The sequence below is a fragment of the Malikia spinosa genome, from assembly GCF_002980625.1.
GTDB classification, from domain to species: domain Bacteria; phylum Pseudomonadota; class Gammaproteobacteria; order Burkholderiales; family Burkholderiaceae_C; genus Malikia; species Malikia spinosa.
On sequence record NZ_PVLR01000044.1, the window covers coordinates 20,047 to 42,139 of the forward strand.

General features: G+C 68.3%; 17 protein-coding genes and 2 tRNA genes. 8 read left to right on the forward strand and 11 right to left on the reverse strand.

Annotated features, from left to right (window positions below):
- Positions 1 to 103 precede the first annotated feature (103 nt).
- Positions 104 to 634, forward strand: coding sequence for a C40 family peptidase (locus C6P61_RS14195; protein ID WP_105730587.1), 531 nt, complete (start codon positions 104 to 106; stop codon positions 632 to 634).
- A gap of 8 nt (positions 635 to 642) precedes the next feature.
- Positions 643 to 1,680: an AI-2E family transporter gene (locus C6P61_RS14200; protein ID WP_105730638.1), complete on the forward strand. Its 1,038-nt coding sequence runs from the start codon at positions 643 to 645 to the stop codon at positions 1,678 to 1,680.
- Positions 1,681 to 1,722: 42 nt separating this feature from the next.
- On the opposite strand, the gene C6P61_RS14205 is transcribed toward C6P61_RS14200, so the two are convergent.
- A complete protein-coding gene (locus C6P61_RS14205; protein ID WP_105730588.1) occupies positions 1,723 to 3,873 on the reverse strand; it encodes a putative bifunctional diguanylate cyclase/phosphodiesterase in 2,151 nt (716 codons plus the stop codon).
- 204 nt (positions 3,874 to 4,077) lie between these two features.
- Between C6P61_RS14205 and C6P61_RS14210 the strand changes: the two genes are divergently transcribed.
- Positions 4,078 to 6,504: a penicillin-binding protein 1A gene (locus C6P61_RS14210; RefSeq protein WP_105730589.1), complete on the forward strand. Its 2,427-nt coding sequence runs from the start codon at positions 4,078 to 4,080 to the stop codon at positions 6,502 to 6,504.
- Positions 6,505 to 6,554: 50 nt separating this feature from the next.
- Here the strand turns inward: C6P61_RS14210 and C6P61_RS14215 are convergent, their stop codons facing one another.
- The 5 genes from C6P61_RS14215 to arfB all read right to left on the reverse strand — a co-directional run bounded on the left by C6P61_RS14215 (position 6,555) and on the right by arfB (position 12,518).
- On the reverse strand, positions 6,555 to 7,259 hold the full coding sequence (locus C6P61_RS14215; protein ID WP_105730590.1) for a glutathione S-transferase N-terminal domain-containing protein: 705 nt from the start codon (positions 7,257 to 7,259) through the stop codon (positions 6,555 to 6,557).
- 91 nt (positions 7,260 to 7,350) lie between these two features.
- Positions 7,351 to 8,562, reverse strand: coding sequence for a lipocalin-like domain-containing protein (locus C6P61_RS14220; protein ID WP_244908946.1), 1,212 nt, complete (start codon positions 8,560 to 8,562; stop codon positions 7,351 to 7,353).
- A 4-nt stretch (positions 8,563 to 8,566) separates the two neighbouring features.
- Positions 8,567 to 11,338, reverse strand: coding sequence for an FtsX-like permease family protein (locus C6P61_RS14225; RefSeq protein ID WP_105730591.1), 2,772 nt, complete (start codon positions 11,336 to 11,338; stop codon positions 8,567 to 8,569).
- 4 nt (positions 11,339 to 11,342) lie between these two features.
- Positions 11,343 to 12,050, reverse strand: a complete 708-nt coding sequence (locus C6P61_RS14230) for an ABC transporter ATP-binding protein (protein ID WP_105730592.1) — start codon at positions 12,048 to 12,050, stop codon at positions 11,343 to 11,345.
- A 54-nt stretch (positions 12,051 to 12,104) separates the two neighbouring features.
- A complete protein-coding gene (gene arfB / locus C6P61_RS14235; RefSeq protein ID WP_105730593.1) occupies positions 12,105 to 12,518 on the reverse strand; it encodes an alternative ribosome rescue aminoacyl-tRNA hydrolase ArfB in 414 nt (137 codons plus the stop codon).
- 109 nt (positions 12,519 to 12,627) lie between these two features.
- Between arfB and C6P61_RS14240 the strand changes: the two genes are divergently transcribed.
- On the forward strand, positions 12,628 to 12,942 hold the full coding sequence (locus C6P61_RS14240; protein ID WP_170067396.1) for a phasin family protein: 315 nt from the start codon (positions 12,628 to 12,630) through the stop codon (positions 12,940 to 12,942).
- A 78-nt stretch (positions 12,943 to 13,020) separates the two neighbouring features.
- Here C6P61_RS14240 and C6P61_RS14245 read toward each other — a convergent pair.
- The 3 genes from C6P61_RS14245 to C6P61_RS14255 form a co-directional block, all read right to left on the reverse strand.
- Positions 13,021 to 13,096 (reverse strand) — tRNA-His (locus C6P61_RS14245).
- A gap of 131 nt (positions 13,097 to 13,227) precedes the next feature.
- A tRNA-His gene (locus C6P61_RS14250) sits at positions 13,228 to 13,303 on the reverse strand.
- 43 nt (positions 13,304 to 13,346) lie between these two features.
- Positions 13,347 to 15,245, reverse strand: a complete 1,899-nt coding sequence (locus C6P61_RS14255; RefSeq protein ID WP_105730595.1) for a SurA N-terminal domain-containing protein — start codon at positions 15,243 to 15,245, stop codon at positions 13,347 to 13,349.
- A 158-nt stretch (positions 15,246 to 15,403) separates the two neighbouring features.
- Between C6P61_RS14255 and C6P61_RS14260 the strand changes: the two genes are divergently transcribed.
- From C6P61_RS14260 to C6P61_RS14275, 4 genes are all read left to right on the forward strand, one after another.
- Entirely contained in the window at positions 15,404 to 16,180 is a 777-nt protein-coding gene (locus C6P61_RS14260) for a hypothetical protein (protein ID WP_105730596.1), read from the forward strand.
- A 118-nt stretch (positions 16,181 to 16,298) separates the two neighbouring features.
- A complete protein-coding gene (locus tag C6P61_RS14265) occupies positions 16,299 to 17,315 on the forward strand; it encodes a sulfate ABC transporter substrate-binding protein (RefSeq protein ID WP_105730597.1) in 1,017 nt (338 codons plus the stop codon).
- A gap of 25 nt (positions 17,316 to 17,340) precedes the next feature.
- Positions 17,341 to 17,556 (forward strand): TOBE domain-containing protein, encoded by a 216-nt coding sequence (locus C6P61_RS14270; protein ID WP_105730598.1) that lies wholly within the window; start codon positions 17,341 to 17,343, stop codon positions 17,554 to 17,556.
- Positions 17,556 to 18,479: a CysB family HTH-type transcriptional regulator gene (locus tag C6P61_RS14275; protein WP_105730599.1), complete on the forward strand. Its 924-nt coding sequence runs from the start codon at positions 17,556 to 17,558 to the stop codon at positions 18,477 to 18,479. Before C6P61_RS14270 ends, C6P61_RS14275 begins: the two co-directional genes overlap by 1 nt.
- Positions 18,480 to 18,503: 24 nt before the next feature.
- On the opposite strand, the gene C6P61_RS14280 is transcribed toward C6P61_RS14275, so the two are convergent.
- Together C6P61_RS14280 and C6P61_RS14285 are read right to left on the reverse strand one after the other, a co-directional pair.
- Positions 18,504 to 19,799 (reverse strand): O-acetylhomoserine aminocarboxypropyltransferase/cysteine synthase family protein, encoded by a 1,296-nt coding sequence (locus tag C6P61_RS14280; protein WP_105730600.1) that lies wholly within the window; start codon positions 19,797 to 19,799, stop codon positions 18,504 to 18,506.
- 109 nt (positions 19,800 to 19,908) lie between these two features.
- The gene (locus C6P61_RS14285; RefSeq protein WP_105730601.1) at positions 19,909 to 22,002 is read right to left on the reverse strand and encodes a molybdopterin-containing oxidoreductase family protein; all 2,094 of its coding nucleotides are present in this window, start codon (positions 22,000 to 22,002) and stop codon (positions 19,909 to 19,911) included.
- Positions 22,003 to 22,093: the final 91 nt, after the last annotated feature.

Consider the following 22,093-nt stretch of genomic DNA (forward strand, 5'->3'; position numbering starts at 1 on the left):
TGTGACAGCTGTCGCGCTTGTCCCACCGATGAGCGGCAATTGACCGGATCGAGCCGGGCACCGCAAAATCGGCTGATCCCTGGCTGCCCGACTCGACTCGACCATGAAACCGATTGATTTTCCGACCCCGAACCCGCGCGGCTGGGCTGGCCTGGCCAGCGCGCTCGGGCTGGCGCTGCTGCTGCAGGGCTGCGGCACGACGAAGCCGCCCACGTCCCAGGCCCGGCCGGTGGCGCAGCGCTCGGAGCAGGCGGTCGAGCGCGGACGCGACGTGGCGCTGTACGCGATGTCGCTGCTGGACCAGGGTTACCGCTGGGGCGGCCGTGGACCGGCGACCGGCTTCGATTGCTCGGGCCTGGTGGTGCATGTGTTTCGCGAGGCGGCCGGGCTGGACCTGAACGGCAATGCAGCCGCGCTGTCGCGCCAGTCGCGTCCGGTGCAGGCTGGCGCGCTGCAGGCCGGCGACCTGCTGTTCTTCAACACCCTGGGTCAGCCGAACTCGCATGTCGGGGTCTACGTGGGCCAGGGCAAGTTCGTGCATGCGGCCAACGAGCGCAGCGGCGTACGCATGGACCGGCTCAGCGACCGCTACTACGCGGCCCGCTTCGAGGGCGCCAAGACCATGCTAGATTAAAGGCAATGATGTCTCCTCGTATCGCTGACCGCGTCCTGGCCGTCCTGTCGCTGACCCTGCTCGGGATCGGCTGCCTGTTTGTGCTCTGGCCTTTCCTGACCTCGCTGGCCTGGGCTGCCATCCTGGTTTCGAGCAGCTGGGGCGCGTTCTACCGGCTCGACCGGCTGCTGGGCGGCAGGCGCGCGCTGTCGGCCAGCCTGATGACGCTACTGGTGACGGTGGTGGTGCTGATGCCGGTGGTCACGCTGTCGGTAGCGTTGTCGGACAACATCGCCGAGCTCGGCCGTTCGATCGGCGAGCTGGTGCGCGAGGGCCTGCCCGATGCGCCGAGCTGGCTGGCGCGGCTGCCGCTGGTGGGTGGCGCGCTGCTGAATTACTGGCTGCAGTTCGCGCACAACGGCGACCGGCTGATCGAGGAATTGACCAAGCTGGCCGAGCCGGCGCAGGATTTCGCGCTCGGCGCGGGCCGGCTGGCCGGGCGCGGGGTGATCGATGTCGCGCTGTCGGTGTTCCTGGCCTTCTTCCTCTACCTGCACGGCGAGGCGCTGGCGCGGCGGGTGCTGTTTGCGCTTGAGCGGCTCAGCGGCGCGCGGGCGGTCTACCTGCTCGAACTCACGCGCGGCACGGTCAGCGGCGTGATCTACGGCGTGCTGGGCACGGCGCTGGCGCAAGGGGTGCTGGCGTCGATCGGGCTGGCGATTGCCGGCGTGCCGGGCGCGGTGCTGCTGGGCGCGGCGACCTTCCTGCTGTCGGTGGTGCCGATCGGCCCGCCGCTGGTCTGGGGCGGTGCCGCTTTCTGGCTGTTCCAGCAGGGCGATCCGATGTGGGCCGTCTTCATGGCCAGCTGGGGCTTTTTCGTCGTCAGCACGGTCGACAACTTCATCAAGCCCTTCATCATCAGCCGCGGTGCCAAGCTGCCGTTCGCGGTCGTGTTCCTGGGCGTGCTGGGCGGGGTGCTGGCCTTTGGCGTGATCGGCGCCTTCCTGGGCCCGGCGCTGCTGGCGGTGGGATTCCGGCTCATGAACGAATGGAGCGCCAGCGACTGAAAGCGCTGGCGCACAGGCTGGCAGCTGACGCCGGCCTGTCCATCAGGCTGGCGGCAGGAAACGGCTTTCGAATTCGTCCACCGGCAGCGCCGCGCTGAGCAGGTAGCCCTGTCCATACGGGCAACCCATCTGCAGCAGCAGCTGGCGCTGGGCCTCGGTTTCTATGCCTTCGGCCAGCAGGCCGAGTCCGAGACGGCGCACCAGCTGGCACAGGATCTCGACCAGCACGCGGTCGCTCTCGTGCTGCTCCATGCCCTGTACGAAGCAGGCATCGATCTTGACGCCACTGACCGGCAGCTGGCGCAGGTAGGACAGGCTGGCATAGCCGGTGCCAAAGTCATCGATCAGCAGCGAGACGCCGAGCTCGCGGAACTGGCGCAGGCGCTCGAGCAGCTCGGGCGTGGGCCGTGACCAGGCCGGCTCGGCCAGCTCGATTTCGAGCCAGGCTGGGTTCAGCGCCAGCTGGTCGAGCAGTTGCCGCAGCTGATCGAACCAGTGCGGCTGCTGCAGGTCGGAGGCGCTCTGGTTGAGCGCCAGCTTCCAGTCACCGGGCCAACGGCCCTGGCGGGCCCAGGCCGCCACTTGCTGCAAGGTGGTGCGCAGGACCCAGGTATCGATCGTGCCGAGCAACTGGTGCTGTTCGGCCACGCGCAGGAAGTCGCAGCAGCACAACAGGCCCAGCCTGGGATGGCGCCAGCGCAGCAGGGCCTCGACGCCGGTCACGGCCATATCGGACAGCCGGAACTTGGGCTGCCAGTGGACCTCGAGCTGGCCTTGATCGATTGCCGCGCGCAATTCCTGGTGCTGGCTGAAGGTCTGGCGCATGCTCTGGCCGAGCTCTGGCGTATAGGCCTGGAGCTGGTTGCGTCCGGCCCGCTTGGCGGCGTACATGGCCTGGTCGGCATGGCGCAGCAGGGCTTCGGCGCTTTCGCCGTCGTCAGGAAACATGACCAGCCCGACCGAGACCTGGGCCCGGTAGTCGGGCATGCCCTCGAGCGTCATGGGTTCGTTGAGCTGGAGCACCAGGCGTTCGGCCAGGTCGAGCGCGTGGGCGCGGCTGATGTTGGGCAGCAGCATGACGAATTCGTCGCCGCCCAGGCGCGCGACCGTGTCCATGTCGCGCACGGCATCGCGCAGGCGATGCGCGATCACGATCAGCAGCTGGTCGCCGACGGCATGGCCCAGGGTGTCGTTGACCTCCTTGAAGTGGTCGAGATCGGCAAACAGCAGCGCGAAGGTCTGCTGCTCGCGCTGCGCCAGCAGCACCGACTGGTTGAGCCGGTCATTGAACAGCGCGCGGTTGGGCAGTCCGGTCAGGCTGTCGGTGGTGGCCAGGCGCAGGATCTCGTCGCTGGCGCGGCGCGACTCGGTCAGGTCGCCGATGATGGCCATGTAGCCCTGGGCGCAGCCGTCGGCATCGGCCAGCGCGGTCAGGCTCAGCCGCACCATGCGTTCGCCAGCGTCCGCGGTGCGCAGCAGCGCCTCGCCGCTCCAGCGGCCCTGCTGGCGGATGGCGTCGAGGATTTCGGCCTCGAGCTCGCCGGTGCCCGGGCGGCCCGGCTGCAGCAGCTCGGTGAAACGGTGCTGCCACCCGCCAACGGAAAACCCGGTCAGGCGTTCGAAGGCCGGGTTGACGCGGCGCAGCCGGCCCAGCGCGTCGGTGACGACGATGGCGTCGTTGCTGTTGAGGAAGACGGTTTCGCTCATCAGCGGGTCGCGCGAGTCATGCGGATCGTGCGGATCACAAGGATCGCGCGGCCCGTCCCAGCTGGACGGTTGCGGGCCGGCGCCCGCCTGGACCTGGCGCTCGATCAGTTGCAGCAGCACGCGCTGGCCGCCATGGCTGCGATGGCCGCTGCGCGGGTCCAGGTCGAAGCGCCGGATCAGCGCATCGAGGCGCAGCCGGCTGTGATCGGGCCCTTCGAGCCACAGGTCATCGAGCCGGATCGGGGCCTGGCTGCCGATGTCGGCCAGGGCGGTACGCAAGCGGGTACGGGCCGGTGGCGACAGGATGCTGAGCAGCTGCCAGGGGTCGGTCGGCACATCGGCCTTCAGGTCGACCTGGGGATCGATGCCACCCAGCAACACCCGCGCCTGGGCGTTGATCATCAAGGTGCGGCCACTGTCGTCGAGCAGCCAGGTGGGCACCGGCTGGACGTCGAACAGCTGACGGAAGTCAGCCTGACGGCTCATGGATCATTCTGGATGACGGCACGATGATGGTCCTTTCTTGTTTTTTGATTCATCCTATCTGAGTTCATAGCCCCGTAACAGGGGGTAACTCTCCTAGGACATTGGCAACAGATTGCAGGGCGCCCAAGGCCAAGCGTTTACGATCGGCGCTGCCTGCCCTGTTTCCTTGGCCCTGCGCCGCTAGGCCCGACCGCTACGCCCGACATGAACCCTTTGCCCTCGATCGCGGCCGCCCTGCGCGGTCTGTACTCCCGCCTCGCGCCGGCCTGCCGGATCTGGTGCGCTGCGGCTGGCCGTCTGGCGCGGCGGCTGGGCTGGCGCGGTGCCTTGCTGGCGCTGGCCGCGCTGCCGGCCTTGCTGCTGCTGTATGCGCTGCTGCTGATCCCGTTCACGCCGGCGATCAGCGACATCCGCAAGGCAGCGACCGAGCAGCCGGCCCAGATCATGAGCGCCGATGGCAAGCGGCTGACCGAGTTCAAGCGTTCGAACCGGGTCTGGGTCGAACTCAAGGACATGGCGCCGCATGTGATCGACGCCCTGATCGCGACCGAGGACCACCGTTTTCGCGAGCATTTCGGGCTCGACTGGCGGCGCACGGCGTCCTCGGCGCTGCATACCCTGGGCGGCGACCGCCAGGGCGGCTCGACGCTGACGCAGCAGCTCGCGCGCAACCTCTATCCCGAGGAGATCGGCCGCGCGCCGACGCTGACGCGCAAACTCAAGGAAGCGATCACGGCGCTCAAGATCGAGGCGATCTACTCGAAGGACGAGATCCTGGAGACCTATCTCAACACCGTGCCCTTCCTCTACAACGCGTATGGCATCGAGATGGCGGCGCGGACCTATTTCGACCGTTCGGCCGACGGGCTCGACCTGCTGCAGGGCGCCACGCTGGTCGGCATGCTCAAGGGCAACAGCTACTACAACCCGGTGCTGAACCCCGAGCGCGCGCTGCAGCGGCGCAATACCGTGCTGGCCCAGATGGTCAAGCGCGGCAAGCTGAGCCCGGAGCGCTATGCCGCGCTCAAGGCGCGTCCGCTGCGGCTGGAGTTCGAGCGCCAGAGCGAATCGCTGGGGCCGGCGCCGCATTTCGCGCAGCAGCTGCGGCGCTGGCTGATCGGCTGGGCCGACCGCAAGGGCTACAACCTGTACGCCGATGGCCTGGTGGTGCACACGACGCTGGACGCGCGGCTGCAGGCGGCGGCGAACCAGGCGGTGGCGCGCCAGGGCGCACGGCTGCAGTCGGTGGCAGACGCGGGCTGGCGCCGCAGCTGGAACGCACAGGACCCGACGGTGCGCGAGATCATGCGCGCTGCGCCCGACTACCAGGCGGCGCGCGCCGAGGGGCTGGACGACGCCCAGGCGCTGAAAAAATTGCAGGCCGACCGGGCCGCGATGGGCCGGCTGCGCGAACAGAAGACGCGGGTACAGGCCGGCCTGCTGGCGCTGGACCCCAGGAACGGCCATGTGCTGGCCTGGGTCGGCAGCCGCGGCTACGAGCAGGATGCCTTCGACCATGTGCAGCAGGCCAGGCGCCAGCCCGGATCGACCTTCAAGCCCTTCGTCTACGGCGAGGCGCTGCGCCAGGGGCTGAGCCCGGACGACAAGCGGCAGGACCGCGAGGTCGAGATCGATGTCGGCCATGGCGAGATCTGGCGCCCGCGCGACGGCGGAGCGCCGAGCGGGCGCGAGCTGAGCTTGCGCGAGGCGCTGGCCTACTCGAAGAACACCATCACGGCGCAGCTGGTGCAGGAGGTCGGACCGGCCAAGGTGGCCAAGCTGGCACGCGCGATGGGGGTGCGCCAGAGCAAGCTCGAGGCGGTGCCCTCGCTCGCGCTCGGGACCAGCCCGGTCACGCTCAGGGAAATGGTCACGGCCTATGGCACGATTGCCAACGGCGGCAGTTATATCGAACCGGTGTTCGTGACCCGGATCGAGAACCGCCAGGGCCAGCTGCTGGAGGAATTCGCGCCGGCCCAGCCCGAAGCGGTGCTGGATCAGCGCACGGCCTGGGAGCTGTACGACCTGATGCGAGGCGTGGTCGACCGCGGCACCGGGCGCGCGATCCGCAGCCAGTACGGCATCCGGGCTGATGTAGCGGGCAAGACCGGCACCACCCAGGACTATGCCGACGGCTGGTTCATCCTGATGCACCCGCAGCTGGTGACGGGGGCCTGGGTCGGCTTCAACGACAGCCGCATCACGCTGCGCAGCGAGCACTGGGGCCAGGGCGCCTACAGTGCGCTGCCGATGGTCGGCGAGCTGACGGCGCGGGCGCTGCGCGCCAGGATCGCCGACCCGCGCGCGCACTTCGAGGAGCCCGACAGCGGCAACTGGCTGAGCCGGCTCTGGCGCGGTGCGGGCGACTGGCTGTTGGGCCAATGGAGCGGGATCTGGAACGACCTGGCCGGGCTCTGGGAGGAATGGCTGCAGGGCAGCAAGCCGGCCAGGGCGCCGTCGAGCGAAGTGCCGGTGCGCGACGCCCTACCCGAGTTGGTGCCCGAGGAGCTGCCGGCCGAGGAAGTCATCAGCCCACCGCCCCTGCCGACCGAGCCGGACCCGCTGCAGGAGAAGATCGACCAGATCCTGTCGAACGAGGCGGCACCGACAGCAGCGCCAGCCTCACCGTGACGCAATGACGGGCGTGGCGAAGTGAGTGAAAACCGGTTTTCAGCCGGGACTCAGCCGCGCGGCGGCATGTCGAGGCCGCGCAGGACCGCCGGGCGCTGCTGCCAGGCCGACAGCACGCGCTGCACCTGCTCAAAGCGCGGGTAGTCGACCAGCTCACCGGCGCCGTAATGCTCGACCAGGTTGCGCACCCAGGGCAGGATCGCGATATCGGCAATCGTGTACTGGTCGCCCATGATCCAGTCACGGCCGGCCAGCCGCTGGTCGAGCACGCCGAGCAGGCGCGCCGCTTCAGCGACATAGCGGTCGCGCGGGCGCTTGTCCGCGTAATCCTTGCCAGCGTAGAGATGAAAGAAGCCGACTTGGCCGAACATCGGGCCGATGCCGCCCATCTGGAACATCAGCCACTGCAGCGTCTCGTAGCGCTTGGCCGGGTCCTGGGGCAGGAAACGGCCGGTCTTTTCAGCCAGGTAGATCAGGATCGCACCCGACTCCCACAGCGCCAGCGGCTGGCCGCCCGGACCGTCGGGGTCGAGAATGGCCGGGATCTTGTTGTTCGGGTTCAGCGACAGGAACTCGGGCGAGAACTGGTCGCGGGTCTCGAAGCTGACCCGATGCGCCTCGTAGGGCAGTCCGAGCTCCTCGAGCAGGATCGAAACCTTGACGCCGTTGGGCGTGGGCAGCGAGTAGAGCTGGAGCCGATCGGGATGACGGGCCGGCCATTTGCGGGTGATGGGAAAGGCGCTGAGGTCGTTCATGGGTGCATCGTACACAGCTGATCACAGCCCTGCCGGGGCGAGGTTTCAGGCCCGCAGCGGCAGGATGCAGCCGGCCTGAGGCGCGCGCCGGCTAGAGCGCCAGCCGATCGCCGTAGCCGGTCAGTTCAAGGTAGCCCAGTCCCAGGCGCGGGCCGCCGTCGGCGGGTTTCAGCTCGCTCAGACCTTCCCAGTAGACGGCGCCGGTGCTGCGACGGCTGTCGAGTTCCTGCGCGTCGAGCAGCGCCGCCACCGCGAAGCGCCCGGCCGGCGTCGTGACTCGCCACTCGACCGGATAGCGGGTGCCGGTGCGCGGGCTGGTCCAGCGCCGGCCAGGCTCGAACCGCACCTCGCCGGACTGGAAGATGCGGGTGTCCTGGCGGCCAGCCGGTCCGGGTGCCGAGCGGTAGCTGCCACCGGCCCAGAGCGCGGAACCATCGGCGCGGCGCAGCTGGAAGGCGGTCAGGCTGGCGCCATCGTCAAGATTCATGCCGATCCAGTCCCAGCCCACGGCCTCGGGATGCAGCAGTGCCTCGCTCCACTCGTGGTCGAGCCAGGCCAGGCCCTGCACCGACAGGCTGCGGCCTGAGCGCTGCAGCTGTCCGCTCACGCGCAGCTGCGGCTGGCTGTAGTAGTGGCTGGCCTGCTCAGGACTAGGGCCCTTGCGCGACCAGCCTCGGTCGCCCTGCAGCAGCAGCGCCTGGGTCGGCGCAGCGTCCAGCGCCAGCGCGAAGTCGCGCGCGCGGATCTGGGTCCGGTAGGAGCCGGCATCGGGCTGGCGTTGCAGGCTCCAGCCGCGCAGCCGCACATCGGTGTCAGTGGCGGCTGCATGGGCCTGCAGCTCGGGGATTTCGGCCGGCTCGCCGTTCCAGCGCACCAGCGCCTGGTCGTGCCAGTGCGCCTGTGCGGCAACGTCGGTCAGTGCGGCATGGGCGAACAGCAGCTGGCGCGCCGCGAGACGGCTGCGCAGGCCCTGGGCCGGATCGACCCGGGAACGGAAGAAGGTGACCTGGAAACCATAGAGCCGCTGCGCCTCGTCGCGCAGCCAGCCGGTCAGATACCACCATTCGGTGCGCGAGCCGTTGTGGCTGCCGTGGTCGGCCGGAAAGAGCAGCGGCCGGGGCTTGAGCGTTCGGCAAGCATCGGCCTGTGCAGCCGGAACGGCTTGAACACCCTGGGCCCCCTGAGGGGATTGGAAAGCCAGGGAGGGCTGTGCCGCCCATGCGGGTAATGCACCGGTGCCGGACAGGGCCAGGCCCTGCAGCAGCAGCTGGCGACGCAGGCGATCGAAGGGAGGGTTCATCATGGGATCAACTGTCCTGCTTGACGGCCAGCACGGCCTGCTGGCTGGCGGCGAGCCGGCCGCTGAGCCAGGCAGTCAGGGTGCCGGCGGCGACGACCGAGAGCGCGAGTGCCAGCAGCCGGGCCCAGGGCAGATGCAGCTCCATGGTCCAGTGAAAGCTCTGCGGGTTGACCACATGCACCAGCACCACGCTGACGGCCAGCCCCAGCAACAGGCCGGCAGCCGCGCCGAGCAGAGTCCAGAGCGCACCCTCGGCCGCCACCAGCCCCAGCAACTGGCGCCTTGAGAGGCCGATATGCTGCAGCAGGCCGAACTCGCGCCGGCGCGCCAGCACCTGGGCGCTGAAGCTGGCCGAGACCCCCATCAGTCCCATGCCGATGGCGACCGCCTGCAGCCAGTAGGTGACGGCAAAGCTGCGGTCGAAGATGCCGAGCGAGATGGCACGGATGTCCTGCGCCGAGCTGAGCTCATAGAGGCCGCCGCTGGCCTGCTCGAGGCGCTGGCGCAGATCGGCTGGCGCATCGGGCTTGAGGTAGACCGAGAGATCGTTGACCGAATGGTCAGCGGTGAGCCGCGCATAGTCCTGGGCGTCGATCACGAGGCTGCCCTGCTGGCGCGCGTAGTCACGCCAGATGCCGATGACGACGAAGCGCACGCCGGGCGGCCCGAGGCCGGGCAGTTCGAGCTCGCGCCCCAGGCTGGCACCGTGCAGCTCGGCCATGGCCTCGCTCGCGAACACCGCGATGCGCGGCGCGCCTGTGGCAGCAGCAGCCGAACTGTCGCCGGTGGCGACGGTGGCCGGATCTGTCGCTGTCGGCTGGGCCGGCCAGGGTAGCGCCTGGCCGACCAGCGGCAGCGGCACTGAATTACTGGCCGAACTGCGGGAAGCCGCGCCAGCCGATGCAGCAACCGAATCGCCCGCCGAACGCAGCGGCCGCGCGATCAGCGTGACGGGCGGGCGGCGCGGGTCCAGCGTCAGGGTGCGCAGGCGCAGGCCCTCGACCCGCGCCACGCCGGGCATGGCGGCGACAGTAGCGACGAACTCGGGCGTGAGCCGCGCGGTCTCGGCCCCACCGGCGGCCGGGGCCGCGCGCAGATAAAGCTCGGCTGGCAGCACGGTGTCGAGCCAGCGCATGACTGACTCGCGAAAGCTGCCGACCATCACGGTCAGCGCGACCGACAAGGCCAGGCTGGCGACCACCGCGCTGGTCGCGATCGAGGCGCTGTGCGGAAAACGCCGAGCCCGCTCGAGCGCGAGCAGCGCCAGCGGCCGCTGCTGGACCCAGGGCGCGAGCCGGCCCAGGCCGAGGCGCACCAGTACCGGCAGCGTCAGGATGCCGCCCAGCAGGCCGCAGGCCACCGCGACATAGGCCGCCAGCGGCAGGCCGTCGATCGGTGGCAGCCAGCACAGGCCGAAGGCCAGCAGCAGCAAGGCCGGGCCGGACCAGGCCGTGAGCCCGCCCGGACGATCGGGCTGCATGGCCCAGCCCTTGAGCGCCTGCGCCGGTGCCATGCCGCGCACCGCGAGCGCCGGCCACCAGCCGCCGAGCCAGGCGGCACCGATCCCGAGTGCGCCATAACCGGCAGCGGCCAGCGGGCTCCAGTCGAGGCTGGGCGCGATGGCATCGAAATAACCCCCGCCCAGGTCGCCGCCCAGCAGCCGCAGCGCAGCCCAGGCCAGCGCCGTGCCCAGCGCCACCCCGAGCAGGCTGCCAACGGCACCGAGCAGCACCGATTCGGCCCAGACCAGGTATTGGCGCTGGCGCGCATCGAGCCCGAGCACGCCCAGCAGGGCAAAGGACGGCAGGCGCTGGGTCACGCTCAGGCTCAGCACCGAGAACACCAGGAAGGCGCCGGTGAACAGCGCGACCAGGGCCAGCACCGTCAGGTTGACCCGGTAGGCGCGCGAGAGCTGGCCGAGCCGAGCCCCGCCGTCGCCCGGCCGCTGCAGCAGCAGCGCGCCGGTATCGAGCGACTGCGCCCAGGGACTGCGCAGGGCGGCCTGGCGCAGCGCCGCCAGCAGGGCATCGGGGTTGCTGCCCGGCTCTAGCCGCAGGTCGATGCGGCTGATGAAGCCGGCGTTGCCGCTGAGGTCCTGCAAGGCCGCGACATCCATCGCCAGCAGCGCCGCCCCGCCCTGCGCGACCCGGCCCGCCAGGTGCAGCCGCTGGCGCTGCAGACCGACCTGGACTTCGACCGCAGTGGCCTCGGGATTGGCCTGGTCAGGAGTCTGCTGGGCTTGGCCCGATGCCGCATCGGCGTTTTCTATATCGCTGCTGGCGCCGTCATTGCTGGTGCCGTCACTGATGGCACGCCAGGCGGCCGGATTGGCAAACACCGTATCGGCGCCGAAGATGGCCAGCCGGTCGACACCGGCATCGGGCTGCAGCGCCAGTGCCGGCTGGATCGCCGGCATGCTGAGCCCGTCCAGCCCCCACAGGCGCACGGACTGGCGCTGGCCCTGAGCGTCGAGCAGCTGGGTCTGCAACTCCAGCACCGGGCTGGCCTCGCGCACGCCAGGCTGGGCCCGCGCCAGATCGAGCCAGCGCTCGTCGAGCCGTCCGGCCAGGCCGCGCAGCTGGGCGTCGGGCTCGCCGCTGGCGCTCTGGCTGGCAGCCGAGAACTCGGACAGCGCCGACGCATTGATCAATTGCACCGACAGCGCCAGCCCGACGCCCAGCATCACCGCCAGCACCGCCATCGCATGGCGCCAGGGATGCAGGCGCAGCTCCTGCCAGGAAAAGGTCTTGAGCAGCGTCCAGTAGGTGGACAGGCGCATGCCTTCAGTCCTCCACCATGCCGTCGGGCGTGAGAAGCAGCAGCCGGTCGGCCTGGCCCGCTGCCGCCTGCGAATGGGTCACCAGCACGAGGGCGGCGCCCTGCTCCCGGGTCTGGGCCTGCAGCAGCTCCATGACCTGGGCCGCGGTGCGCGGGTCGAGGTTGCCGGTCGGCTCATCGGCCAGGATCAGCTCGGGGCGATGCACCAGTGCGCGCGCGATCGCGACCCGCTGCAGCTGCCCGCCCGAGAGCGTCTGCGGCAGCCGCGGCCCCAGACCGCCCAGACCGACGGCGACCAGCATGGCCTGGACCCGCTCGGGCGCTGGCTGGCCCAGCAACAACAGCGGCAGGCCGACGTTCTGCTCGACGCTCAGGTGCGGCAGCACATGGAAGGCCTGGAACACGAAGCCCAGATGGGCGCGGCGCCAGGCGGCGGACTGCGGCTCGCTCAGGGCTGCCCAGTCCCGGCCGAGCAGGCGGACCTGGCCGCTATCGACCCGGTCCAGCCCGGCCAGGCAATTGAGCAGGGTCGACTTGCCGACGCCCGACTCGCCGACGATCGCGACGAACTCGCCCGCCCGCACCGTCAGATCGACGCCCGCGAACACCGAAGCCTGCTGGTAGCGCTTGCCCAGGCCGGTGGCCTGCAGGCAGGGCTCGGATTGGGCTTTTGTGGCAGGGGTGGAATCGGGGGCAGCGATGGCGGCAGGCATGCGGCCAGTGTAGCCACGGCCCCGGAGCCGGGAGCAATGCGGGCTTTGAGTCAATCAGCCGTCGATGCGGCCCCGGCCCGCCTTGACCTCGGCACGCTTGGCCTTGCCTTGCAGGCGGCGCTGCTGCGAGCCGTAGGTCGGCCGCGTCGGGCGCCGGGTCTTGGGGGCTTCGGCGACCGAATTGACCAGTTCCTGCAGGCGGCGCAAGGCGTCCTCGCGGTTGGCGTCCTGGGTCCGGAACGACTGGGCCTTGATGACCAGCACGCCGGCGTCGCTGATGCGCCGGTCGGACAGGGCCAGCAGGCGGGTCCGCACCGCCTCGGGCAGGGAAGACGCCGCGATGTCGAAGCGCAGCTGGATCGCGCTCGAGACCTTGTTGACGTTCTGCCCGCCAGGACCCTGGGCCCGGATCGCATGGAACTCGAGCTCGGACGGGTCGACGCTCAAGGCGGGGTGGGCAGGACTCATGACGGCAGTAGGGACGGGGAAATCGGGGCCGCTGGGCAAACTGTCACCAAGACCTCACAATGACGCGATAAAAGAAGATGGCATTCATTATTTCTGGAGGAGGAAACCCATGTTGACCAACGAACAAATCATTGCGGCCCAGCAAGCCCAGCTCAAGGCCCTGCACGAGCTGTCGACCCATTATCTGTCGAGCGTCGAGAAGTTGACGGCGCTGAACCTCAAGCTGTCGCAGGACACGCTGAACGACGGCGCCCAGCAGGTCCAGGCCAGCCTGAACGCCAAGGACGCCCAGGACCTGATGCAGCTGCACGGCAACAGCTTGCAGCCCCATGTCGAGCGCGCCGCGGCCTACAGCCGTCAGCTGATGGACATCCTCAGCCACTGGGGCCAGGGAGTAGCGCAGGTTTTCCAGAACCAGCGCTAACGGGCACGCGCGGTACAGGCGCAAAAAAGCCCGGCAGGTCCGGGCTTTTGACTGGGCTCTACAGGAGCCCTAAAGGGATGGGGTGGCTGATGGGACTCGAACCCACGACAACAGGAATCACAATCCTGGACTCTACCAACTGAGCTACAGCCACCGCGGCTGACAATTTCTTGATGAAAAAAGCTCGACTGGACCGGGCTTTTTTCGGCTGCTGTTCACAAAGCGTCCCAGTAGTATCTTGCGACTGACTTGCTGGGAACAGCATTTGCAAATGCTTGGAATTCTTGGGGTGGCTGATGGGACTCGAACCCACGACAACAGGAATCACAATCCTGGACTCTACCAACTGAGCTACAGCCACCGTCTGTCGAAGCCGCTATTCTATACAGAAAAAGCGGCCCATCTCAGGACTTGATCAGGATTTTTACCTGGTAGTGCTTCTTCAGCGCCTCGAGGTAGGCCTGCGCCTCGGCCTGGGCCCACATCTGGGCCAGCTGCTGGCGACCCTGCTCGGCTTGCGCGGCGGCCAGCGCCTCGGGTGCGAGCACCTGATTGATGCGTGCGACGGCATAGCCCTGGGCGCCAAGGTCGACGCCGGCCCAGCCGGGCTGGCCCTTTTCGACCTGGGCCGACAGCAAGGCGGAAACCAGCGGTTGCGCCAGGCCCTGGGCCTGCTGGCGCGAGACCACGATGGCCGCCGGCAGGCTGGCGGCGGTGCCGCCCTTCCAGGCCTCGAGCCGGGCCTTGCCCTCGGCCTTGGCGAGTTCGAGCGCACGCTGCTGGACCAGGGCCTGGCGCACCTGGGCGCTGACCTCGGCCAGCGGACGAGTGGCAGCCGGGCGGTGCTGCAGCACGCGAGCGGCCACCAGCTGGTTGGCGCCGAGCTCGACCGCTTCGGTGTTGCGCTTGGAACGCAGCGCGTCGTCGGCAAACACCGTCTGCAGCAGCTTCGGATTCGCCAGCAGGGCATCGGCACCAGCGGCGGTCGGGCCGCTGCGCTGCAGGCCGGCCTGGGACTTGATGGTCAGGCCCAGCTTGTCGGCGGCGGGCTTCAAGCTGTCGGCCTGCTCGTAGACCAGGTTGCCGAACTGCTCGGCGGCTTCGACATAGGCCTTGAGCGACTGCTGCTGCTTGAGCTCGCGCTCGAGCTCGGCGCGCAGCGACTCGAAGCTGGGCTTGGCCGGCTGGCGGATGTCGGTCAGCTGGATGATGTGAAAGCCGAACTCGGACTCGACCAGATCCGAGAGCTGGCCCTTGGCGAGCGCGAAGGCCGCGTCCTCGAACGGCTTGACCATGCTGCCGCGCGTGAAGAAGTCGAGGTCGCCGCCCTTGGCCGCCGAGCCCGGGTCCTGCGAGCGGGCCTTGGCCAGCTCGGCGAAGCGCGCCGGGGTCTGGCGCAGCTCGGCCAGCAGGGCCTGCGCCTGCTCCTTGACCTTGGCCTTGTCGGCCGCAGCGGCATCGGGCGCCACGGTCAGCAGGATATGGCTGGCGCGGCGCTGCTCATCCTTGGCCAGCTGGGCCAGTTTCTGCTCGTAGCGCGCGCGCAGGTCGGCGTCGGACACCGTGAGGCGGCGCGCGACGGCGTCGAGGTCGAGCACCAGGTATTCGATGTCGGCCTGCTCGGGCGACTGGAAGCGGGTCAGATTGGCCTGGTAGTAGGACTCGACATCGGCATCAGTGACCTGGACCTTGGACACGAAATCGGCCGGGGCGAAACGGGCGACCTGGACCTCGCGCCGCTCGAACCAGGCGCCGAGCGCGGGCTGGGCCACGGCGGCCGGCAGCAGCGAGCTCGCGCTGATGCCCGCCAGCACCTGGCGCTGCGCGATGTCCTGGCGCAGCGAGTTCTCGTACTGCTCGGGCGTCATGCCCTGGGCGCGCAGGGCCTCGTTGTAGCGCTGCAGGTCGAGCTGGCCGTCGGGCTTGCGAAAGGACGCAATCACCGGGTCCTGCGACAGCTCGCGCACCAGGCGCTGGTCGGGCGTGACGATATGCTGGTCCTGGGTGGCCAGCGCCAGCACGCGCTGGGCGATCAGTCGATCGAGCGTGATGCGGCGCGCGGCGTCGGACTCGAGCTGGGCCCGGTCGAGGCCGGGCATGCTGGCCAGGCGCTGTTCGACCTCGCTGCGGTGCGCGTTGTCGAGTTCCTGGCGCGTGATGACCTTGCCGGCGACCTCGGCCACCTTGTCGGTGGAGTCGGTGCTGTCATAGCCCTGGACGCCGAACAGCACGAAGCCGATCACGAGCGGAATGAACAGCAAACCCATGATGAGCTTCATGTGCTTGCGGAAAAAATCGAACATAGCCGGTACCAGTCAGAACAAAAAAGTCGAGCCGAAAGAGTTTACTTGAGATCGATGGCTGCTCCCTGTGGCAGGGCGGGCAGCGCTGCGGTGCGAGAATCGCCGCTCCACCCCTCCCGGCGGCCCGCCTGGCCGCCGCGCTCTCACACAGGAAACCGATGCTGCGCGACTTGCTGCTCAAAGACTTTGGCCTGGACCTGCCCATCGCGGGCGGCTCCGGCCGCAATGCCGAAGACCCGATCGTCATCGCCACCGATTCGCTCTACCTCGCGGTCGAGGCGCAGGACAGCATCGCTGCCTGCCTGTTCGGCGGCCAGCAGCAATGGCGGCTGGTGGCCAAGCAGCCCGACCCGGTGCGGCCGACGGTCGAATGCTGCCAGTACGAGATCCGCTTCATCGACGGCGAGCAGCTGGTGGCCGAGCCGCGCCAGCTCTACTTCGACACCAGCCGCCTCAAGCTGGCGCCCGGACGCAGCACCCCGGCTTGCGGCTTCAGCCTGGGCGAGCGCTTTGGCTTCGGGCTGCCGGCGCAGTTCGGCTGGCTGCATTTCGAGCGCATGGGCCCGGTCGATACGCCGGCCGGCGGCCTGCGGCTGGATTACGCGGCGCGCCAGACCGAGGTCAGCCTGACGCTCTACCCGGCGCCGGACCGCACGCCAACCGAAGCCGGCCTGCAGGCCGAGCTGGAACAGGCGCTGGCCGAGCTGCGGGTCGAATTCCCGGGCCTGCAGCCGGCCAGCGAGAACAAGAGCGCCAATCTGCGCTACGCCAGCTTCGATGCCGGCCAGCGCTTCTCGGCGCTGGCGCTGACCAGCTACCAGGGCCATTACTGCCGCATCCGGCTGACACTGGCGCCATCGGCGATCGGCCAGGACTTCCAGTGCCTGATGGATTCGCTGTCGGCGATGCTGAGCCACTTCAACCGCAGGAGCTGAGCGCGCGGCTTCCCTTTAGTTGGTTTGGTAATTTTCAAGTGATTTTTTATTAGTTCTTGTTGGCTGGGTTTGCTTCGATCATCGGTCTCATCACCACCCGATCGCAAGGAAACCCCTCATGCAAGCACGCCGTCACTGGATAAGACACCAGCTAGCCATCGCCGCCCTGCTCGGCGCCGGCCTGGTCCCGGCCTGGGCCCAGAACAAGGTCGAACTGCTCAACGTTTCGTACGACCCGACGCGCGAACTCTACGTCGAGTTCAACGCCGCCTTCGCCAGGCACTGGAAGGCCAAGACCGGCCAGGAGGTCGCGATCAAGCAGTCGCATGGCGGCTCGGGCAAGCAGGCACGCGGCATCATCGACGGGCTCGATGCCGATGTCGCGACGCTGGCGCTGGCCGGCGACACCGATGCGCTGCACCACAACGGCAAGCTGATCCCGAAGGACTGGCAAAAGCGCCTGCCGCACAACAGCTCGCCCTATACCTCGACCATCATCCTGGTGGTGCGCGAGGGCAACCCCAAGGGCATCAAGGACTGGGACGACCTGGCCCGGCCGAGCGTCAAGGTCATCACGCCGAACCCCAAGACCTCGGGCGGCGCACGCTGGAACTACCTGGCGGCCTGGGAATTCGCCAAGCGCAAGTATGGCGGCGAGGCGCAGGCGCGCGACTTCGTCAGGAAGCTGTACGAGAACGTGCCGGTGCTCGATACCGGCGCGCGCGGCTCGTCGATCACCTTTGGCCAGCGCAACCAGGGCGATGTCTTCATCTCGTGGGAGAACGAGGCCTATCTGCTCGAGAAGGAATTCGGCGCCAAGTTCGACATCGTCTACCCGTCGATCAGCATCCTGGCCGAGCCGGCCGTCACGGTGGTCGACAAGACGGTTGACCGCAAGGGCACGCGCCAGGTGGCGCAGGCTTATCTGGAATACCTCTACAGCGACGAGGGCCAGGACATCGCGGGCAAGAACTTCTACCGCCCGATCTCGGCCAAGGCGCAGGCCAAGTACGCCAAGCAGTTCCCCAAGCTCAACCTGTTCAGCATCGACCAGGCCTTCGGTGGCTGGAGCCAGGCCAGCAAGGACCATTTCGCCGACGGCGCCAGCTTCGACCAGATCTACAGCAAGAAGTAACACTTTTTTATTCAAGGAAAAAATCATGTCCATTCAAGCCATCAACGTCCGCAACCAGTTCAAGGGCAAGGTCAAGGAAATCATTCGCGGCGATGTCGTGTCGGAAATCGATGTCGAGACGCCCTGGGGCATCGTGACCTCGGTCATCACGACCCGCTCGGTCGATGCGCTCGACCTCAAGCTCGGCTCCGAGGTGGTTGCGCTGGTCAAGTCGACCGAAGTCTCGCTGGCCAAGCTGTAATGAATTTCCAGCAACTGCGCTCGGTGCGCGAGGCGGTGCGCTGCGGCTTCAACCTGACCGAGGTCGCCGCAGCGCTGCACACCTCGCAGCCTGGCGTCAGCCGCCAGGTACGCGAGCTGGAAGAGGAGCTCGGCGTCGAGTTGTTCGAGCGCGCGGGCAAGCGCCTGCTGGGTCTGACCTCGGCCGGCAAGGCCTTGCTGCCGATCGTCGAGCGCGTGCTGCTCGACGCCGACAGCCTGCGCCGGGCCGGCCAGGAATTGCAGGGCCGCGAGGAGGGACGGCTGTCGATCGCCGCCACCCACTCGCAGGCGCGCTACGCGCTGCCGCATGTGGTCAGGGATTTCCGCCAGCGCTGGCCGCGCGTGAGCCTGCACCTGCACCAGGGCAGCCCGAAGCAGGTGGCCGAGATGCTGCTGGCGGGCGAGGCCGACATCGGCATCGCGACCGAGGCGCTGGCGAGCTACGACCAGCTCGTCACCCTGCCCTGCTACCGCTGGAGCCACAGCATCGTGCTGCCGCCGGGGCACCCGCTGATCGAACGCGGCAGCGCCATCACGCTGCATGACCTGGCTGCCTACCCGATCATCACCTACGAGCAGGGCTACACCGGCCGTTCGCATATCGATGCAGCCTTCACGGCGGCCGGACTGCAGCCCGACGTGGTGCTGACCGCAATGGACGCCGACGTGATCAAGACCTATGTCGAGCTCGAGATGGGCGTGGGCATCGTCGCCTCGATCGCGATCGACGAGGAACGCGACCACCATCTGCACGCGATCGATGCCGGCCACCTGTTCCAGATCAATGTGACCCGGCTCGGCATGCGACGCAACCTCTGGCTGCCGGGTTTCGCCTTTGGCTTCATCGAGACCTTCGTTCCGACGCTGACGCGCGACGAGGTGTTGAAGGCCTTCGGCGATTGACCCGGCTCAGCGGTCAGACGGCGCTCAGACCGCGGCCAACGCCTGGTCCAGATCGGCCAGCAGGTCGTCGATATGCTCGATGCCGATCGACAGGCGCACCGCGTCCTCGGGCACCCCGGACTTGACCAGTTCCTCGGGCGAGAGCTGGCGGTGCGTGGTCGATGCCGGATGGGTGGCGAGCGACTTGGCGTCACCGATGTTGACCAGGCGGGTGAACAGGCCCAGCGCGTCGAGGAAGCGCGCACCGGCCGCCCGGCCCTGACCCGCTTCACTCTTGACGCCGAAGGTCAGCAGGCCCGAGGCCTTGCCGCCCAGGTATTTCTGCGCCAGCGCATGGTCCGGGTGCTCGGGCAGACCCGCGTAGTTGACCCAGCCCACCTTGGGGTGCTGCTGCAGGAACTGCGCCACTGCCAGGCTGTTGGCGTTGATGCGGTCCATGCGCAACGCCAGCGTCTCGATGCCTTGCAGGATCAGGAAGGCGTTGAAGGGCGAGATCGCCGCGCCAGTGTTGCGCAGCGGAACCACGCGGGCGCGGCCGATGTAGGCCGCCGCGCCGAGTGCCTCGGTGTAGACCACGCCGTGGTAGCTCGGGTCGGGCTCGTTCAGGCGCTTGAAACGCGCCTTGTGCTCGGCCCAGGGGAACTTGCCGCTGTCGATGATGGCGCCGCCCAGGCTGGTGCCATGGCCGCCCAGGTACTTGGTCAGCGACTGCACCACGATGTCGGCGCCATGCTCGATCGGGCGCAGCAGGTAGGGCGAGGCCACCGTGTTGTCGACGATCAGCGGGATGCCGTGCTTGTGCGCGATGGCAGCCACGGCCGCGATGTCGGTGATGTTGCCCTGCGGGTTTCCGATCGACTCGACGAAGATGGCCTTGGTGCGCTCGTCGATCAGCGGCTCGAAGCTGGCCGGATCGCGGTGGTTGGCAAAGCGCGTGTTGATGCCGAACTGCGGCAGCGTGTGCGCGAGCAGGTTGTAGGTGCCGCCATAGAGCGCGGTGCTGGAGACGATGTTGTCGCCCGCCTCGGTGATGGTCTGGATCGCGTAGGTCACGGCCGCCTGGCCCGAGGCCAGCGCCAGCGCGGCGATGCCCCCTTCGAGCGAGGCGATGCGCTGCTCGAGCACATCCTGCGTCGGGTTCATGATGCGGGTGTAGATATTGCCCGGCACCTTGAGGTCGAACAGGTCGGCACCATGCTGCGCGCTGTCAAAGGCGTAGGCCGCGGTCTGGTAGATCGGCACGGCCACCGCCTTGGTGGTCGGGTCGGGCTGATAACCGGCGTGGACGGAACGGGTTTCAAATTTCCAGTTTGCTGACATCGGGGACTCCAGGGGTCAAAGAAAGGCTCAAAATTGAATTGAGTACATGATGGACAACAGCCGCTGATCGGGGAAGGAATAGATCCGCAGTTGCTTATTACGAAATCAATCAAGAATCATCTGGCCTGAGCAAGCTGACCTGGACCAGGCAATCGTAGAACGCCGGCGCCCGGCCCAGGTCGGTCAGCTGCTGATGCGTCAGCTCGTTGACATTGGTCCCGTTGTGGCCGAGCTTGCGCCACCAGATACCCAGACCGTTGACGACGCCGGGCCGGGCGCGGTGGCTGACATCGGCCTGGCAATGGTAGCGGCCGCGGTCGTTGAAGACGCAGACCAGGGAGCCGTCCTCGATGCCGCGTGCGGCCGCGTCGTCGGGATGGATCTCGAGCCGCGGCTCGCCCTCGATGTCGCGCAGGCTGCGAACGTTGACAAAGGTCGAATTGAGGAAGTTGCGTGCCGGCGGGGAAATCATCGCCAGCGGATAGGCCGCGCTGCTGCCCCAGGGCTCGTGGTTCGGCAGCACCTGGGGCAATCCGTCCAGGCCCTGGGCCGCCAGCGCCGCGCTGAAGCATTCGCACTTGCCCGAAGGCGTCGGAAAGCCGCCCTCGGCGAAAGGCGCGTCGGGCAGCGGCAGGCTGAAATAGCCTTGCTGCGTCAGCCGCTCCCAGTCCACCGCGTCACCGAAGGCCTGGCGGCACAGGGATTCGTCATCCTGCGCGAAGCAGGGGTCGTCGAAGCCCAGGCGGGCCGCCAGTTCGCGAAAGATCTGGCTGTTGGACTTGGCCTCGCCCAGCGGGGCGATGGCCGGACGGTTCAGCAGCACGTCGGTATGGCCGTAGCTGGTGTGGATGTCCCAGTGCTCCAGCTGCGTGGTCGCCGGCAGCAGATAGTCGGCGTAGTCGGCCGTGTCGGTCTGGAACTGTTCGAGCACGACGGTGAACAGGTCCTCGCGCGCAAAGCCCGCCACGACCTGGCCCGACTGCGGCGCCACGGCGACCGGGTTGCTGTTGTAGACCAGCAGCGCCTCGATGGCGGGACCGAACTCCGGCGAGGCCGGGCGCAGCAAGTCGGCGCCGATGGTGCTCATGTTGATCAGGCGCGGCGAGCGCACGCCGGACGCCGCCAGCAGGTCGGGCCGCTGCAGCTGATCGCGCCGGACCGGAAAGTTGCCCGAGCTGCTCAGCAGCAGCCCGCCGGCCCGCTGGCGCCAGGCACCGATCAGCGCAGGCAGACAGGCGACGGCGCGCACCGCATTGCCACCGCCGCGGGTGCGCTGCATGCCGTAGTTGAGCCGGATCGCGACCGCTTCGCGCTGCTCGAAGCAGCGCCCGATGTCCTGCGCAAGCGCCAGGATCTGCTCGACCGGCAGGCCGCAATGCTGCGCCGCCCGCTCCGGCGGCCATTGCAGCGCCCGTTCGCGCAGCTGCGGCCAGCCCAGCGTGTAACGCTCCAGGTAGTCGTGGTCGAGCCAGTCGTGGACGATGAGCTCGTGCATCAGCGCGTAGGCCAGTGCCGCGTCGGTGCCGGGCAGCAGGGCCAGGTGCTCGTGGCATTTGTCGGCGGTCTCGGAGCGGCGCGGGTCGATGCAGACCAGTTTGGCACCGCGGCGCTTGGCCTCTTGCGCATGGCGCCAGAAATGCAGGTTGCTGCCGATCGAGTTGGTGCCCCAGAGCAGGATCAGACGCGACTCGGCGAAATGCTCGACCTTCATGCCGAGCTTGCCGCCCAGCGTGGCTTCGAGCGCGGCAGCACCGGCCGAGGCACAGATGGTGCGGTCGAGCCGGGACGCGCCGAGGCGATGGAAGAAGCGCCGGTCCATCGATTCGCCCTGCACCAGGCCCATGGTGCCGGCATAGCTGTAGGGCAGGATGGCCTGCGGGTCGCGCGCGGCGATTGCCTGCAGGCGAGTGGCGATGTCGGACAGGGCCTGATCCCAGCTCACGCGCTCGAACTGGCCAGAGCCCTTGGGGCCGACCCGCTTGAGCGGGTACAGCAAGCGCTCCGGGTGGTGGGTGCGCTCGGGGTAACGCGCGACCTTGGCACACAGCACGCCAGCGGTATGCGGGTGCTCGGGGTTGCCGCGCACCTGAACGGCCCGGCCCTGGTCAACGGTGGTGATCAGCGCGCAGCTGTCCGGGCAGTCGTGCGGGCAGGCGCCGCGCACCTCGAAACGGGTCTGTGTCTGTGTTTGTGGGATAGGCATATGAGGCCGATTGTCGGGCAAGTCGCCAATCAAAATCACCGTTTGAAACAGGGTGGAATGATGATTTTTGAATAAGGATATTCGGAAATCA